Genomic DNA, 15,567 nt, shown 5'->3' with positions numbered 1-15,567 from the left:
GCAACCCGCCTGGTGCACGACCTGTCGGAGAAGGTGGTCAACGCCTCCAATGCGTCGATCATCGGTTCCGAAGAGCAAAGCATGCGCACCAACAGCGTGGCCGCAGCAATCAACGAACTGGGGGCCGCCACCCAGGAAATCGCCCGCAACGCCGCCGATGCCTCGCAGCATGCCAGCGGAGCCAGCGAACAGGCCCACGGTGGCCGTGAAGTGGTCGAAGAAGCGATCAGCGCCATGACCGCCCTGTCGCAGCGCATCAGCGAATCTTGCGCGCAAATCGAAACGCTCAACGCCAGCACTGACGAGATCGGCAAGATCCTCGACGTGATCAAGGGCATCTCGCAGCAGACCAACCTGCTGGCGCTGAACGCCGCCATCGAAGCGGCCCGTGCCGGTGAGGCCGGCCGTGGCTTTGCCGTGGTGGCAGACGAGGTACGCAACCTGGCGCACCGCACACAGGAATCGGCCGAAGAAATCCACCGCATGATCACCAGCCTGCAGGTGGGCTCGCGCGAAGCGGTGCACACCATGAATACCAGTCAGGTTTCCAGCGAACAGACCGTGCAGGTGGCCAACCAGGCAGGCGAACGCCTGGCCAGCGTGACCCAGCGCATTGGCGAGATCGATGGCATGAACCAGTCGGTGGCTACCGCTACCGAAGAGCAGACCGCCGTGGTCGAGAGCCTCAACCTGGACATCACCCAGATCAACGCCCTGAACCAGCAAGGGGTGGAGAACCTCAACGAGACCCTGCGCCATTGCGACCAACTGGCCCAGCAGGCCGGGCGACTGAAGCAGCTGGTAGGCAGCTTCAGGATCTGATGGCCCAGGGGGGCGCTCTGCGCCCCAATCGCGACGCAAGGCCGCTCCCACAGGTGCCATGCGATCCTTGTGGGAGCGGCCTTGTGTCGCGATAGGGCTGCGCAGCAGCCCCCTACGCCACCGCCGCTTTAACCACTTTACCCCGCCGCACCCAGGCCAGCAGCACCGCCGCCATCAGCACGAAGCCCAGGTAGCCGAACAGCGGGTACACCTCACCCACCAGGCTGATGAACCCCACCAGGCTGCAGCCGAACGCCACCACTCCGGTCACCACCGAACCCCAGCGAAACTTCGCCGTACCCGCCGGCATCAGCCGCGAGAGGAACGAGAACAACGTACCCACCGCTGTGTTGACGATCATGCCGAAGATGATCAGGCACATCACCAGCCCCAGCAGTGGCGATACTTCGTTGGCGATCGACAGCATCGGCATCGGCAAGTCAGCCACGCTGTCCAGGCGCGACAACAGCCCGGCACTCATCACCAGCATCAGCCCACCCAGTGCTGCACCACCGAGCAGCCCACCCCATACCGCGGTTCTCTCGCCCTTGGCCGAGCCGCCCAGGATGGCCAGGATCGGCGCGCCGGCAACGATGTTGTACGACACGTACAGGAACGCCCCCAGCAGCCAGTGACGGGTGCCCGCCTGTTGCTGGCTGGCCAGCTGGTCGAGCTGGGCGAAGCTCTGCTGCCGGCTGAACACGGCGTACAGCGCAATCGCCGAGGCCACCAGGATCAGTAAGGGTGTGATGGCACCGATGGCAAGGATCACCTTGCGCACGTCCAGGCACACGATACCCACCACCACCAGCGTCACCAGCACGCTGCCGGTCAGCGCCGGGATGCCGAACTGCTGCTCCAGCAAGGCACCACCACCTGCCAGCATGACCACGGTGACGGCAAACATGAAAAAGGTGATCAGCCAGTCGACGAACAGGCCCAGGTGACGGCCGCAGATGGCCTGGATCACATCCTTGTGCGAAGTGGCCTGCAGGCGATTGCCCAGCCCGGCCAGGGCCATACCGAGGAAGGTGAACAGGGCTGCGCTTACCAGTGCACCGACCAGCCCCCACACACCGAAATCGACAAAGAACAGCAACAGTTCCCGGCCCGAAGCGAACCCCGCCCCCACGATCACGCCGACAAACGCGCCGGCTATCTTCAGCTGCTCTTGCATGTGAACCTCTGGATTTATTGTTGTTTTGCTTTTTGGCGGGCAAGTCAGACCGCCGCTCCTACAGGTAATCCACTGTCCTTGAATGCAGCGCTGGCCTGTGGGAGCGGGTTCACCCGCGAAGAAGGTACCGCGCTGCATGGCACCGGCTACGCCGGTGTTCGCGGGTAAACCCGCTCCCACAGGGCCAAGCAATCTTCCTGGTTTTGCGCAAGACAGTTGTTCATGCGCAGATTTCTGCCCGCTCAGGCTTCGCCGACAAACGCCTGCACTTCGATCTCCACATCCACCCCCAGCGCCAATGCCGAGGCCACGGTCGAGCGCACCGGCAGCGCTGCGCCGAAGAACTCCTTGTACACCTCGTTGAAGCCGGCGAAGTGGCTCATGTCCGACAGCCACACCGTGGCCTTGACCACCTGGTCGAAGCGCGCGCCGCAGGCCGCCAGGCTTTCGCCGATGCGCTCGCAGGCGGCGCGGGTCTGGGCCTGGATGTCACCGCGCACCACTTCGCCGCCAGCACTCATCGGCACCTGGCCGGACAGGAACAGGAAGCCGCCGGCTTTCACCGCACGGGAGAACGGGAACGGCAGGCTGCTGGGGAAACGCTGGATATCATTGCTCATGGAATGCTCCTTTCAGGATTGCTGGAAACGGGCCGGGGACAGGCGCTCGGGCGCCACCCCCTGGCTGACAAGGCCAGGACACAGGGGCTGGCCCAGCAGCAGGTCGGCAGCCAGGCGCGAGGCGCCCGCCGCCGACTGGATGCCATAGCCACCTTGTGCCGCCAGCCAGAAGAACGCTGGTGCGTGCGCATCGAAACCGATCACCAGATCGCCGTCGGCGACGAACGAGCGCAGCCCGGCCCAGGTGTGGCTTGGCCGGCGGATCGCCAGGGTGGTCATGGCTTCGATGTTGTAGATGCCCAAAGCCACGTCGAGCTCCTCGGGCGCGGCGTCCTGGGGCTCGACCGGGTCGGCATTGGCCGGCGAACCCAGCAGCTGGCCGGCATCGGGTTTGAAGTAGAAGCTTTCGTCCACGCCGATTACCGCCGGCCAGTGGGCGAAGTCCTGGTCTGACGGGCCGGGGAAAGTGAAGGCACTGCGCCGGCAGGGTTGCAGGCCGATACGCGCCACCCCGCACTGCTCGGCCACACGGTCGGCCCAGGCGCCAGCGGCATTGACCAACTGGCGCGCCTGCACGCGGCTACCATCGCCCAATTCCACCTGCCACAGGTCATCCAGGTACCACGCCTGGATCAGCTCGGCGTTGCAGCGCAGTTCGCCGCCAGCGGCGCGGTATCCACGCAAGAAGCCCTGGTGCAGGGCATGCACGTCCAGGTCCATGGCACCCGCTTCGAGCACCGCGCCGGCCAGGTTCTCGCCACGCAGGCTCGGCACCAAGGCCAGGGCGGCGTCGCGGTCGAGCAGGCTGACCTCGGTGCCATTGGCCAGGTTCTGCGCATGGGTCTGCTCGAGCAGCGCCCGCTGTTCCAGGCTGGCGACGTACAGGCAGCCGCGCGGTTCCAGCAGCGGGTGCTCGCAGAACCCTTGCGGTGGTGCTTCGTAGAAGGCCCGGCTGGCGCGGGTAAGCGCCTGGATCTGCGGGGTGCCGTAGGCCTCCATGAACATGGCTGCCGAACGCCCGGTGGAATGGTAGCCAGGCTGCGCCTCGCGCTCGAGCAGCAGCACCTTCTGCCGGCCGGCCAGGCGATAACCCAGGGATGCACCGGCAATGCCGGCGCCGATGATCAGGGTGTCGTAGATCGGGGTCATGCACGCTCCTGCCAGCAAATTATCATTTATGAGAATTCTAATATATGAGAATTTACGAATACGCAAGGGTCCAAGGTAAGATGCCCGACCAACGCCGCATACCGAGACCCCGAATGCCCGCTGCCCTACCCCTGCTGGACCGTGCCGTAGTCGGCCAGCGCCTGCGCCAGGTGCGCAAGGCGCGCCAGATGACCCTCAAGCAATTGTCCGAAGCCAGTGGCGTACCGCTGTCCACCCTGTCGAAGATGGAGCTGGCGCAGGTGTCGGTCAGCTATGAAAAACTCGCCGCCGCCGCCCGGGCGCTGAATGTCGACATTGCCCAGTTATTGCGCGCCAGCGGCACGGTCACGGCGCCAGTGCCGGTGACGGTGGTGGTCGATTCGCTGCCAGCGGCGGCGGGTTACTCGACCGGCACCTATGACTATCACCCGCTCGCCGGCGACTTCCCCGAAAGGCGCATGACACCCGCCTATGCCCGCATCATTGCCCGTGAACGCGGCCAGTTCGACGATTTTATCCGCCACCCCGGGCAAGAGTTCGCGTTGGTGCTCAGCGGTCGCGTTCGTATCGAGTTCGAAACCGGCGAAGCAGTGAGCATCGGGCCGCAGGAGACGGCGTATTTCGACAGCCAGGTGGGGCATATCTACCTGTCGGAAAGTGACGATGGCGCAGATGCGCATGTGATGGTGGTGATGACTGATCGTTGACAGGCTTTCATGAGAGCAACTGCCTAGCTGAAAATCTGAAAACTGGCGAGATCCCCTGTGGGAGCGGGTTTACCCGCGAACACGGGCGAAGCCCGTGCCATCCACCGCAGCGCCTGCTTCGCGGGTAAACCCGCTCCCACAGGGAACCTCTGCAACCCCTGACCCGGTTATAACCTAATAACGAACAAGTCTATTTGGCTATAAAAAAATCTATATGCTGGCTGCATCCGATAACGGGCAAAGTTGGGCAGTCGAGTAGCGTATGGATGTAGGTTCTTTCGGTTTCACCATTGCGGGCCTGGTCGTGGGCTTTATCGTCGGGATGACCGGCGTCGGTGGCGGCTCGCTGATGACCCCGATCCTGTTGTGGTTTGGCATCAGCCCGGCAACGGCCGTCGGCACCGACCTGCTCTATGCCGCCATCACCAAGGCCAGTGGCGTCTGGGTGCATGCGCGCAACAAGAACGTCGACTGGAAGATCACCGGCCTGCTCAGCCTGGGCAGCGTGCCCGCGGCGGCGCTGACCCTGTGGTTCCTCAGCACCCTGCACACCGACACCTCGGCGCTGAACGCCATCATCAAGCAAGGCCTGGCGGTGGTTCTGATCCTGACCGCGCTGGCCATCCTGTTCAAATCGCGCCTGCAGGCCTTCGCCAGCCGCCATGCCGGTGACCACTACCACCTCAGCGACCGCAGCCTGAACACCCTTACCGTGCTCACCGGCGTGGTGCTGGGGGTGATGGTCACCCTCACCTCCATCGGCGCCGGCGCACTGGGTACCGTGGCGTTGTTCCTGCTGTACCCGTTCCTGGTCACCCGCCGCCTGGTCGGTACCGAAATCGCCCACGCCGTGCCACTTACCCTGGTGGCGGGCCTGGGCCATGCCGGCATGGGCAACATGGACTGGTCGCTGCTGGGCTACCTGCTGCTGGGCTCGCTGCCAGGCATCTACCTGGGCAGCCACCTCACCGGGCGGATTTCCGACCGCGTGCTGCGTCCTTGCCTGGCGGCGATGCTGCTGCTGATCGGCTACAAGCTGGCGTTCTGAGCTTCAGCCAAGGCGCAGGCGCCACTGCCCGGTAAAGCTCAGCTCCAGGCGCGACAGCGGCAACACGTCGACCCGCTGACTGGCGCTCATCGGGCAGCCAAGTACGTGCACCAGCGCGGCGCGCACGACCATCGGGTGGGTAATCGCCACCCATTCACCCGGCCTGTCGAAGGCTGCCAGCCAGGCGGCGATGCGCTGGCAAAGCACGGCGAACGACTCGCCGCCGTGCACATCACTGGCCGGGGCCTGCAGCCATTCGGCCATCGCCTGCGGTTGCTCGGCCTGCAATTGCTTCAGCGTCAGCCCTTGCCAACGCCCCAGGTCGCAATCGGCCAAGGCCGGCTCGACCTGCACCGGCCCCGAAAACCACGCCGCCGTCTCGCAGGCTCGCCGCTCTGGTGCAGTCAGCACCCGCACACCGAAAAGGTCGGCGAAAGGCTGCTGGCCCAACGGCAGGATGCCATCGTCGGCACGGTGCAGGCGCCCGCTCTTCTGGGCCTGGGTAAGGGCGTGGCAGATCAGGGTCAGGCGGACGGCTTTCACCGGGTTTCTCTCGCGGCGGGTTGGGGCGCATGGTTTAACATGCCTTGGCACTTTTTGCCGCAACAACATGGCACCGGCTGCGCCGGTGTTCGCGGGCACGCCCGCTCCCACAGGGATAGCGCATGGTTTGAGGTCGATGCGCTCGAATGGGCCGCACAGCGGCCCGTTGGATCAGAAGTTGATGTTCAGCGCAGCGAACACCGCCCTGCCCGGCTGGTTATAGGTATTGGCGCCCGAAGTACTGGCATTGCCACCACGCAGGATCTGTTTGTCGAACACGTTGTTCACCCCCACCCGTACGTCGTAGTTGGCGTTGAACTTGTACCCGGCGCTCACATCCATCAGGCCGTAGGCTTCCACGTCCTGTTGCGCGGCCTTGTCGTAGTCTTGCTGGGTGCGGTCATTGAAGGTCGGCGACTTCTGCTTGCCGAAGTAGGTCGCTGCCACCTGGAATGACAGCTTGTCGGTGGCGCGCCAGTCGAGGGTGGTGTTGACGGTGTATTCCGGGATCACCGACAGCGGTTCGCCGGTCTCGCGATTGTCGTTGTCGAGCATCCAGGTCAGGTTGGTGTTCCAGTCCAGGGCCGGGGTCAACTCGATGAACAGGTTGCCTTCGATACCTTCCACCCGCGCCTTGCCGGCGTTGTCCCACTGGGTCACGCGGCTGCCGGTGCCGATGGCGTACAGCACATCGGTATCACCGACGATCTTGTTCTTGTAGTCGTTGCGAAAGTACGTGGCACTGGTGCGCCAGGTACCACGGTCGTACAGCAGGCCGATTTCCTTGTTGACGCTGATCTCGGGCTTGAGGTCGGCGTTGCCCTGCAGGTAGCAGCCACCGTTGTTGGTCTGCTGCACGCTGCAACCATTGCCGCGGCTGTACAGCAGGTAGTTGGGGTTGGACTGGTACAGGTTCGGGACCTTGTAGGCGCGCGCGATGCCGCCTTTGACCGACAGTGCTTCGGTCAGCTGGTGCGACAGGTTCAGGCTGGGGCTGAAATTGTCGCCGAAGGTTTCGTGGTGGTCGAAACGCAGGCCCGGGGTAATGGTGGTATCGCCGACAATGATGTTGTCCTCGACGAACAGTGCATAGCTGCGAGCGGTCATCTTCGAACTGCTACGGTCGAAACCGACAAGCCCGTCATTACCCGTGGGGTCCGAACTTTGCGGGCGCAGCGAGCCCTGGTCATTGAGCGTTTCGTACAGGTACTCGCCGCCCAGGGTCAGTACATGCTCGGTACTGCCCATGGCGAATGGCAGGTTCACTTCGCTGCTCAGGCGTGTGTTGCGCAGGCGCGACATGGCGGCGCCTTCGGCATTGGGGGCGCCTTCGGTGCGGCCTGCCAGGCCTTCGTTGAGGCGCCAGTTGCGCACGTATTCGTAGGCCAGCACGGTCTTGCTGGTCCCCCAGGTGAAATCGCCCAGGTGGGTCAGGTCGTAGGTACTGCGCTGCATCACATTGGTTTCGTGGCCGTACAGGCTGGACACGAATTCGACGTCACCACCGCCGTTGCTGTTCATGGTGTCGCCGGCAAAGATATTGCCCTGGCGGCTATAGCCGGCACTGGCCTCGAGGCGGTGCTCGTCGTTCAGCTTCCAGCTCAGCAAGCCATTGATGTCCTTGTTGCGCACGCCTTCGCGGCCCGCCACCAGCGCACTGGTGGCATGCCCGGCGTTGATGTCCAGGTCGTCGGCATCGGTCTTGGCCAGGCCGCCGTACAGGCGGAAGCCGAGGTTGTCGGTCAAGCCGCCGCCGAGGTTGAAGTTGGCCCGGCGGCTGGCGCCCTCGGCGCTGTCTTTCGGCAGCTGGGTGTACAGGCTGACGCTGCCCTTGAGTTCGTCGGTGGGCCGCTTGGTGATGATGTTGACCACCCCGCCCATGGCGCCGGAGCCGTAACGTGCGGCCGCCGGGCCACGCAGGATCTCGATGCGCTCGACCGCTTCGGCCGGTACCCAGTTGGTTTCACCGCGGGTATCGCGGTCGCCGTTCCAGCCATAGCGCACGGCGTTGCGTGCGCTGGATGGCTTGCCGTCGATGAGGATCAGGGTATTTTCCGGGCCCATGCCGCGCAGGTCGATCTGCCGGTTGTTGCCACGTGCGCCGCTGGCGCTGTTGCCGGTCAGGTTGACCCCGGGCTCGCGGCGGATGATGTCGGACAGGTCATTGGCCGGCGGATGGCGCTTGATGTCTTCGGCGGTGATGATCGACGTACCCAGGGCCTGGCGTGCCTCGCGCTCGGCGGTAACCAGGGTGTCCTGGATCACCAATGCGCTGTCGGCGACCGGCATCTCCAGCACCTCACCCGTGCGCTGCTCTTCGGCCTGGGCCACGGTGGCCACCATGGCCGGTGACGCCAGCGCGACGAACGCCAGGGCCAGGCTGTTGGGTGAAGTCTTGCACTGCATGGGTACATCTCCTGCGATTCATGAGCGAAACGGCACATCCCTGTCGGAAACCGGGAGCCCTCGCCCACCGGCCTCGCAAACACAGTTTGGTGGCCAACAGGGATGGTAAATATAGAGATTCGCAAATGAGTTTAAATCTTATTTACGAAGTTTACATGTTTATAACGGAACTTTGCTGACACGATGGAGCTGCCGATGCTGCGGTGCAGTCCGGCTACCAGCGCTTTCATACAGCTGCCGATTTGCATCCTGCGTGAGGGCTCCTAAAGTTTCGATCGTAGCCCCTCTGCCGAGCCTCCTGATGCGCAGCCATGAAGAAAGCCACGCCACGAACGCCACCAGGTCCCTGTCGAAGATCCCTCGCAGTGTCTGGGCGCTGGGCTTCGTATCGATGTTCATGGACATTTCCTCGGAAATGATTCACGCCCTGCTGCCGCTGTACATGGTCACCGTGCTTGGCACCTCGGTAGTGGCGGTGGGCTTTATCGAAGGCATCGCCGAGGCGACCGCCTCGATCACCAAGGTGTTTTCCGGCGCCCTCAGCGACCGGCTGGGCAAACGCAAGCTGCTCACGGTGCTTGGCTACGGCCTGGGGGCGTTGAGCAAGCCGGTGTTCCCCATGGCCTCCGGGCTGGAGTGGCTGACCGTGGCACGCTTCGTCGACCGGGTCGGCAAAGGCATTCGTGGGGCGCCGCGCGACGCGCTGGTGGCCGACGTTACGCCTGCTGAACTGCGTGGTGCAGCCTTCGGCCTGCGCCAGGCGCTGGATACCGTGGGCGCCTTCCTGGGGCCGTTGCTGGCGATCGTGCTGATGTGGCTTACGGCGAGCCATTTTCAGACGGTTTTCTGGGTGGCGGTGATCCCGGCGTTCGTAGCGGTATACATCCTCATCGCCTTCGTGCGCGAACCTGAAACGCCAGCCAGCACCCGGCCAGTGCGCTCACCGTTGGCGCTGCATGAGCTGGCCCGCCTGGGCCCGGCCTACTGGCGGTTGATCGGCCTGGCCACGCTGTTTACCCTCGCCCGCTTCAGCGAGGCGTTTCTGCTGCTGCGCGCCCAGGACATGGGCCTGGCGCCGCTGTGGGCGCCAGCGGTGCTGGTGCTCATGGCCTTGGCCTATTCGCTGTCGGCCTACCCCGCCGGGGTACTGTCGGACCGCGTAGGCCGCCGCGGCGTGCTGATGACCGGGCTGGGGCTGCTGGTTACCGCCGACCTGCTGCTAGCCCTGCTCCCGGGCTGGAGCGGCCTGGCCTTGGGGGTGGCAGCCTGGGGCCTGCACCTGGGCTTCAGCCAGGGCGTGTTTGCCGCCATGATTGCCGACAGCGCCCCCGCCGACCTGCGCGGTACAGCCTTCGGCCTGTTCAACCTGCTGACCGGGGTGGCGCTGCTGGTGGCCAGCGTGGTCGCCGGGCTGCTGTGGGACGGGGTCGGCTTCAAGGCGACATTCCTGCTTGGCGCAGCGTGCGCCGGCAGCACTTTGGTCGGGGTCGCATTGCTCAGGCCAGGGCCGATCACCGGCAAGCCGAACTAGGCCAGCACTGGCTGCTGCTCCAGTAGCGACCAGCCACCATGCCCATCCACCTCCAGCCGATGGGTATGGAAACCTGCCAGCGTGCTGCGGTGCCCGACACTGACCAGCAACGCCCCCGGCATTTCCGTGCGCAACAGCGAATACAATGCATGCTCGAGCCCTTCGTCCATGGCCGAGGTGGACTCGTCGAGGAACACCACCTGTGGCCGGTTGAACAGCACCCGGGCAAATGCCAGGCGCTGCTGCTCACCGACCGAGAGAATGTGTGACCAGTCACAGCTGACGTCCAATCGCTCGGCCAGGTGGGCCAGGTTGACCTGGCACAAGGCCTGCCGCATCCGCGGCTCATCCTCAGGCTTGCCGGCCGCTGGGTAAGCGATGACGGCGCGCAGGTCACCCAGCGGCAGGTAGGGCCGCTGCGACAGGAACAGCGCCTGGTGGCCCAGCGGCCGCCTGACCTCACCCTCGGCGTACGGCCAGAGGCCCGCCAGCGCACGCAACAGCGTGGTTTTGCCGCTGCCCGACGGCCCCTTGATCAACAGCGCCTGACCGGCATGCAGGTCAAGGTCCAGGTTGGCGATAAGGGCATGCCCGTCCGGGCGCAGCACCTGCAGACGGCTTATCGCCAAGGCATGCTCCTGGTCCTTGGTGATGACGCGCGGCAAAGCACTCGCCTGCTCGTTGGCATCGAGGAAGCCGGTCAGACGGTCGAGGGTAGCCCGGTACTGGGCAAACGCATCATATGACTCGCGGAAGAACGACAGCGAATCCTGCACCTGGCCAAAGGCCTGGGAGGTCTGCATGACATCACCCAGCTTGATCGCCCCGCTGAAGAAGCGCGGTGCCTGGAGAATGAACGGGAACACTACCGCTACCTGGCTCACGCCCAGGTTGAAACCACTGAATTTCAGGTTCCGGAACACCAGCGCCCAGGCATTGACGATCAAGGCACCAAAGCGGCCCAGCAAGGTTCCCCGCTCGACCTGCGCGCCCTGGTAGAAAGCGATGTTCTCGGCGTTCTCGCGCAGGCGCATCAGCGCGTAACGGAAGTTGGCAGTGAGCTTTTCGTTGAGGAAGTTCAGGCGGATCAGCGGTCGCCCGAGACGGAAGGCGATCCAGGTGGCGACGATGACATACAGGTACACGGCAAACACCATCGCCCGGGGAATTTCCACACCGGCAACAGCCAGCGGCGCCGACAGCCCCCAGAGGATGCCGGTAAATGCCACCAGCGAAACCAGCGCACTGACCGCGCCCAGGGCAAGGGTCACCGAATTGCTGACAAAGGCGTTGACGTCCAGCTCGATACGTTGGTCGGGGTTGTCAACGGGCTCGGCGAGGAACTGGCCACGGTAGTAGGCATCGCCTTGCATCCAGTCCTCGGTCAGGCGCTCGGTCAGCCAGACCCGCCACTGGATGCTGAACGCCTGGCTTACATAAAAGGTGAATAGCGAACGCAGTACATGGATGGTGGCCAATACCGCGAAAACGCCGAGCAGGTACCAGAAGGCAGTTTGGTCAAGGCCCTGCAAGGCGCTATAGAAGCCGTTGTACCAGAACGAGAACAGCACGTTCAGGCGCACGGAGAATAGCGTCAGTACGAGCAGCAGGGCGAACACCAGTAACGGCCGCCAACTGCGCCTGAAGCTGAAATAGGGCCCGGCAAGCTGCCAGAACTGGCTGCCCCAACGCGTATAACGTACGGCCAGTGCGGCGGCTGCCGTGAAGCAGACAAGGGTGATGAACGAGGCGATTGCCAGCCAGCTCAGGCTCTCTTGCAGCGCCTGGTGCCAGTTCATTTCCATGATGGGTATCCGTGCTGAGTATTTCCGCGAGCGTAGCATCGACCTGTGATTCGTCAGGCATAAATGACGCACATTTCATGATTGCTTTTGAGAGCTACGCGGGCCCCTGTGGAAGCGGCTTTAGCCGCGAAGCAGGCAGCGCGGTGGATGGCACCGGCTTTGCCGGTGTTCGCGGGTGAACCCGCTCCCACAGAGAAGGGTTGTGCCGGCCCGGGACTTCCGGGCCAGAAAGACAAAACCCCTACCTGCATGAGCAGATAGGGGTTTTGCGAAATGAATCTTGACGATGACCTACTCTCACATGGGGAAACCCCACACTACCATCGGCGATGCATCGTTTCACTGCTGAGTTCGGGATGGGATCAGGTGGTTCCAATGCTCTATGGTCGTCAAGAAATTCTGTTGCCAGAATGTCCAGATGGACAGCCCAGCGAATTCGGATATGCGATATTTGTGGTGCTTTGTGAACAGTGCGAACTTTCGGTTCGTTTCGTCTTCACCACCACAATCTGCGTAGCAGATTGCTTGGGTGTTATATGGTCAAGCCTCACGGGCAATTAGTATTGGTTAGCTCAACGCCTCACAGCGCTTACACACCCAACCTATCAACGTCGTAGTCTTCGACGGCCCTTTAGGGGATTCAAGATCCCAGTGAGATCTCATCTTGAGGCAAGTTTCCCGCTTAGATGCTTTCAGCGGTTATCTCTTCCGAACATAGCTACCCGGCAATGCCACTGGCGTGACAACCGGAACACCAGAGGTTCGTCCACTCCGGTCCTCTCGTACTAGGAGCAGCCCCTCTCAAATCTCAAACGTCCACGGCAGATAGGGACCGAACTGTCTCACGACGTTCTAAACCCAGCTCGCGTACCACTTTAAATGGCGAACAGCCATACCCTTGGGACCGGCTTCAGCCCCAGGATGTGATGAGCCGACATCGAGGTGCCAAACACCGCCGTCGATATGAACTCTTGGGCGGTATCAGCCTGTTATCCCCGGAGTACCTTTTATCCGTTGAGCGATGGCCCTTCCATACAGAACCACCGGATCACTAAGACCTACTTTCGTACCTGCTCGACGTGTTTGTCTCGCAGTCAAGCGCGCTTTTGCCTTTATACTCTACGACCGATTTCCGACCGGTCTGAGCGCACCTTCGTACTCCTCCGTTACTCTTTGGGAGGAGACCGCCCCAGTCAAACTACCCACCATACACTGTCCTCGATCCGGATAACGGACCTGAGTTAGAACCTCAAAGTTGCCAGGGTGGTATTTCAAGGATGGCTCCATGAGAACTGGCGTCCCCACTTCAAAGCCTCCCACCTATCCTACACAAGCAAATTCAAAGTCCAGTGCAAAGCTATAGTAAAGGTTCACGGGGTCTTTCCGTCTAGCCGCGGATACACTGCATCTTCACAGCGATTTCAATTTCACTGAGTCTCGGGTGGAGACAGCGCCGCCATCGTTACGCCATTCGTGCAGGTCGGAACTTACCCGACAAGGAATTTCGCTACCTTAGGACCGTTATAGTTACGGCCGCCGTTTACCGGGGCTTCGATCAAGAGCTTCGCTTGCGCTAACCCCATCAATTAACCTTCCGGCACCGGGCAGGCGTCACACCCTATACGTCCACTTTCGTGTTTGCAGAGTGCTGTGTTTTTAATAAACAGTCGCAGCGGCCTGGTATCTTCGACCGGCATGGGCTTACGGAGCAAGTCCTTCACCCTCGCCGGCGCACCTTCTCCCGAAGTTACGGTGCCATTTTGCCTAGTTCCTTCACCCGAGTTCTCTCAAGCGCCTTGGTATTCTCTACCTAACCACCTGTGTCGGTTTGGGGTACGGTTCCCAGTTATCTGAAGCTTAGGAGCTTTTCTTGGAAGCATGGTATCAACCACTTCGTCGCCTAAAGGCAACTCGTCATCAGCTCTCGGCCTTGAAATCCCGGATTTGCCTAAGATTTCAGCCTACCACCTTAAACCTGGACAACCAACGCCAGGCTGGCCTAACCTTCTCCGTCCCTCCATCGCAATAACTGGAAGTACAGGAATATTAACCTGTTTTCCATCGACTACGCTTTTCAGCCTCGCCTTAGGGACCGACTAACCCTGCGTCGATTAACGTTGCGCAGGAAACCTTGGTCTTTCGGCGTGCGAGTTTTTCACTCGCATTGTCGTTACTCATGTCAGCATTCGCACTTCTGATACCTCCAGCAAGCTTCTCAACTCACCTTCACAGGCTTACAGAACGCTCCTCTACCGCGTCATCGTAAGATGACACCCGTAGCTTCGGTGCATGGTTTGAGCCCCGTTACATCTTCCGCGCAGGCCGACTCGACTAGTGAGCTATTACGCTTTCTTTAAAGGGTGGCTGCTTCTAAGCCAACCTCCTAGCTGTCTAAGCCTTCCCACATCGTTTCCCACTTAACCATGACTTTGGGACCTTAGCTGACGGTCTGGGTTGTTTCCCTTTTCACGACGGACGTTAGCACCCGCCGTGTGTCTCCCATGCTCGGCACTTGTAGGTATTCGGAGTTTGCATCGGTTTGGTAAGTCGGGATGACCCCCTAGCCGAAACAGTGCTCTACCCCCTACAGTGATACATGAGGCGCTACCTAAATAGCTTTCGAGGAGAACCAGCTATCTCCGAGCTTGATTAGCCTTTCACTCCGATCCACAGGTCATCCGCTAACTTTTCAACGGTAGTCGGTTCGGTCCTCCAGTCAGTGTTACCTAACCTTCAACCTGCCCATGGATAGATCGCCCGGTTTCGGGTCTATACCCAGCGACTAAACGCCCTATTAAGACTCGCTTTCGCTACGCCTCCCCTATTCGGTTAAGCTCGCCACTGAATATAAGTCGCTGACCCATTATACAAAAGGTACGCAGTCACCTAACAAAGTAGGCTCCCACTGCTTGTACGCATACGGTTTCAGGTTCTATTTCACTCCCCTCTCCGGGGTTCTTTTCGCCTTTCCCTCACGGTACTGGTTCACTATCGGTCAGTCAGTAGTATTTAGCCTTGGAGGATGGTCCCCCCATATTCAGACAAAGTTTCTCGTGCTCCGTCCTACTCGATTTCATTGACAAGAGATTTTCGTGTACGGGGCTATCACCCACTATGGCCGCACTTTCCAGAGCGTTCCACTAATCTCAAATCAACTTAAGGGCTGGTCCCCGTTCGCTCGCCACTACTAAGGGAATCTCGGTTGATTTCTTTTCCTCAGGGTACTTAGATGTTTCAGTTCCCCTGGTTCGCCTCTTGCACCTATGTATTCAGTACAAGATACTCAGCTTGTGCTGAGTGGGTTCCCCCATTCAGAGATCTCTGGATCACAGTCTGTTTGCCGACTCCCCAAAGCTTATCGCAGGCTACCACGTCTTTCATCGCCTCTGACTGCCAAGGCATCCACCGTATGCGCTTCTTCACTTGACCATATAACCCCAAGCAATCTGGTTATACTGTGAAGACGACATTCGCCGAAAATTCGCATGTTGCTCTTTCGAGCAGAACTCACAAATTTTACCTTAGCCTGATTAACCAGCAGTGAAACTGGTCATCAGTCTATATCTATCACATATCCGAATTTTTAAAGAACGATCTGACAAAAGTCAGAAATCAACATTCGAAGCGAATGCTCATTTCTGAGTTTGATCAAGTAAAGCAAGTGGTGGAGCCAAGCGGGATCGAACCGCTGACCTCCTGCGTGCAAGGCAGGCGCTCTCCCAGCTGAGCTATGGCCCCGTATTCTAGGCTGCACCAAGT

10 protein-coding genes, 1 tRNA gene and 2 rRNA genes are annotated in these 15,567 nt (G+C 61.2%); 4 read left to right on the top strand and 9 right to left on the bottom strand.

What is annotated here, in order from left to right; all coding sequences use genetic code 11:
* Window positions 1-81: 81 nt before the first annotated feature.
* Window positions 82-822 carry a methyl-accepting chemotaxis protein gene (locus R9B85_RS21275; protein ID WP_370290711.1) on the top strand — a complete coding sequence of 247 codons (741 nt, stop codon included), beginning with the start codon at window positions 82-84 and terminating at the stop codon, window positions 820-822.
* A gap of 112 nt (window positions 823-934) precedes the next feature.
* Here R9B85_RS21275 and R9B85_RS21270 read toward each other — a convergent pair whose 3' ends face one another.
* The 3 genes from R9B85_RS21270 to R9B85_RS21260 all read right to left on the bottom strand — a co-directional run bounded on the left by R9B85_RS21270 (window position 935) and on the right by R9B85_RS21260 (window position 3,768).
* Entirely contained in the window at window positions 935-1,999 is a 1,065-nt protein-coding gene (locus R9B85_RS21270; RefSeq protein ID WP_112252294.1) for a YkvI family membrane protein, read from the bottom strand.
* Window positions 2,000-2,241: 242 nt separating this feature from the next.
* On the bottom strand, window positions 2,242-2,619 hold the full coding sequence (locus tag R9B85_RS21265) for a RidA family protein (protein WP_252379428.1): 378 nt from the start codon (window positions 2,617-2,619) through the stop codon (window positions 2,242-2,244).
* 12 nt (window positions 2,620-2,631) lie between these two features.
* Window positions 2,632-3,768: an NAD(P)/FAD-dependent oxidoreductase gene (locus tag R9B85_RS21260; protein ID WP_423770540.1), complete on the bottom strand. Its 1,137-nt coding sequence runs from the start codon at window positions 3,766-3,768 to the stop codon at window positions 2,632-2,634.
* Between the two features lie 113 nt (window positions 3,769-3,881).
* Here R9B85_RS21260 and R9B85_RS21255 point away from each other — a divergent pair, with 113 nt between their 5' ends.
* The gene (locus tag R9B85_RS21255; RefSeq protein ID WP_112252292.1) at window positions 3,882-4,475 is read left to right on the top strand and encodes a helix-turn-helix domain-containing protein; all 594 of its coding nucleotides are present in this window, start codon (window positions 3,882-3,884) and stop codon (window positions 4,473-4,475) included.
* Between the two features lie 262 nt (window positions 4,476-4,737).
* The gene (locus tag R9B85_RS21250) at window positions 4,738-5,523 is read left to right on the top strand and encodes a sulfite exporter TauE/SafE family protein (RefSeq protein ID WP_112252290.1); all 786 of its coding nucleotides are present in this window, start codon (window positions 4,738-4,740) and stop codon (window positions 5,521-5,523) included.
* A gap of 3 nt (window positions 5,524-5,526) precedes the next feature.
* Here R9B85_RS21250 and R9B85_RS21245 read toward each other — a convergent pair whose 3' ends face one another.
* Together R9B85_RS21245 and R9B85_RS21240 are read right to left on the bottom strand one after the other, a co-directional pair.
* A complete protein-coding gene (locus tag R9B85_RS21245) occupies window positions 5,527-6,066 on the bottom strand; it encodes a histidine phosphatase family protein (RefSeq protein WP_207877564.1) in 540 nt (179 codons plus the stop codon).
* A gap of 171 nt (window positions 6,067-6,237) precedes the next feature.
* On the bottom strand, window positions 6,238-8,472 hold the full coding sequence (locus R9B85_RS21240; protein WP_215521227.1) for a TonB-dependent siderophore receptor: 2,235 nt from the start codon (window positions 8,470-8,472) through the stop codon (window positions 6,238-6,240).
* A gap of 301 nt (window positions 8,473-8,773) precedes the next feature.
* On the opposite strand from R9B85_RS21240, the gene R9B85_RS21235 reads away from it, so the two are divergent.
* Window positions 8,774-10,003, top strand: coding sequence for an MFS transporter (locus R9B85_RS21235; RefSeq protein WP_215521228.1), 1,230 nt, complete (start codon window positions 8,774-8,776; stop codon window positions 10,001-10,003).
* Here R9B85_RS21235 and R9B85_RS21230 read toward each other — a convergent pair.
* From R9B85_RS21230 to R9B85_RS21215, 4 genes are all read right to left on the bottom strand, one after another.
* On the bottom strand, window positions 10,000-11,808 hold the full coding sequence (locus R9B85_RS21230) for an ABC transporter ATP-binding protein/permease (protein WP_215521229.1): 1,809 nt from the start codon (window positions 11,806-11,808) through the stop codon (window positions 10,000-10,002). The two genes, R9B85_RS21235 and R9B85_RS21230, sit on opposite strands and share 4 nt — an antisense overlap.
* 278 nt (window positions 11,809-12,086) lie before the next feature.
* Window positions 12,087-12,202 (bottom strand): 5S ribosomal RNA (gene rrf, locus R9B85_RS21225).
* A 142-nt stretch (window positions 12,203-12,344) separates the two neighbouring features.
* Window positions 12,345-15,237 (bottom strand): 23S ribosomal RNA (locus tag R9B85_RS21220).
* Between the two features lie 233 nt (window positions 15,238-15,470).
* Window positions 15,471-15,546 (bottom strand) — tRNA-Ala (locus R9B85_RS21215).
* Window positions 15,547-15,567: the final 21 nt, after the last annotated feature.

Source organism: Pseudomonas sp. NLJ1, assembly GCF_049486705.1.
GTDB lineage: Bacteria > Pseudomonadota > Gammaproteobacteria > Pseudomonadales > Pseudomonadaceae > Aquipseudomonas > Aquipseudomonas inefficax.
The sequence above is the reverse complement of the archived record's forward strand: the minus strand, read 5'-3'. Positions and strand labels throughout refer to the sequence as shown.

What these genes read in the sequence shown, in the direction of transcription:
- R9B85_RS21250 (WP_112252290.1), top strand. Translation starts at nt 4,738, where the DNA reads ATGGATGTAGGTTCTTTCGGTTTCACCATTGCGGGCCTGGTCGTGGGC.
- R9B85_RS21265 (WP_252379428.1), bottom strand. Translation starts at nt 2,619, where the DNA reads ATGAGCAATGATATCCAGCGTTTCCCCAGCAGCCTGCCGTTCCCGTTC.
- R9B85_RS21275 (WP_370290711.1), top strand. Translation starts at nt 82, where the DNA reads ATGCGCACCAACAGCGTGGCCGCAGCAATCAACGAACTGGGGGCCGCC.
- R9B85_RS21240 (WP_215521227.1), bottom strand. Translation starts at nt 8,472, where the DNA reads ATGCAGTGCAAGACTTCACCCAACAGCCTGGCCCTGGCGTTCGTCGCG.
- R9B85_RS21260 (WP_423770540.1), bottom strand. Translation starts at nt 3,768, where the DNA reads ATGACCCCGATCTACGACACCCTGATCATCGGCGCCGGCATTGCCGGT.
- R9B85_RS21270 (WP_112252294.1), bottom strand. Translation starts at nt 1,999, where the DNA reads ATGCAAGAGCAGCTGAAGATAGCCGGCGCGTTTGTCGGCGTGATCGTG.
- R9B85_RS21255 (WP_112252292.1), top strand. Translation starts at nt 3,882, where the DNA reads ATGCCCGCTGCCCTACCCCTGCTGGACCGTGCCGTAGTCGGCCAGCGC.
- R9B85_RS21235 (WP_215521228.1), top strand. Translation starts at nt 8,774, where the DNA reads ATGCGCAGCCATGAAGAAAGCCACGCCACGAACGCCACCAGGTCCCTG.
- R9B85_RS21230 (WP_215521229.1), bottom strand. Translation starts at nt 11,808, where the DNA reads ATGGAAATGAACTGGCACCAGGCGCTGCAAGAGAGCCTGAGCTGGCTG.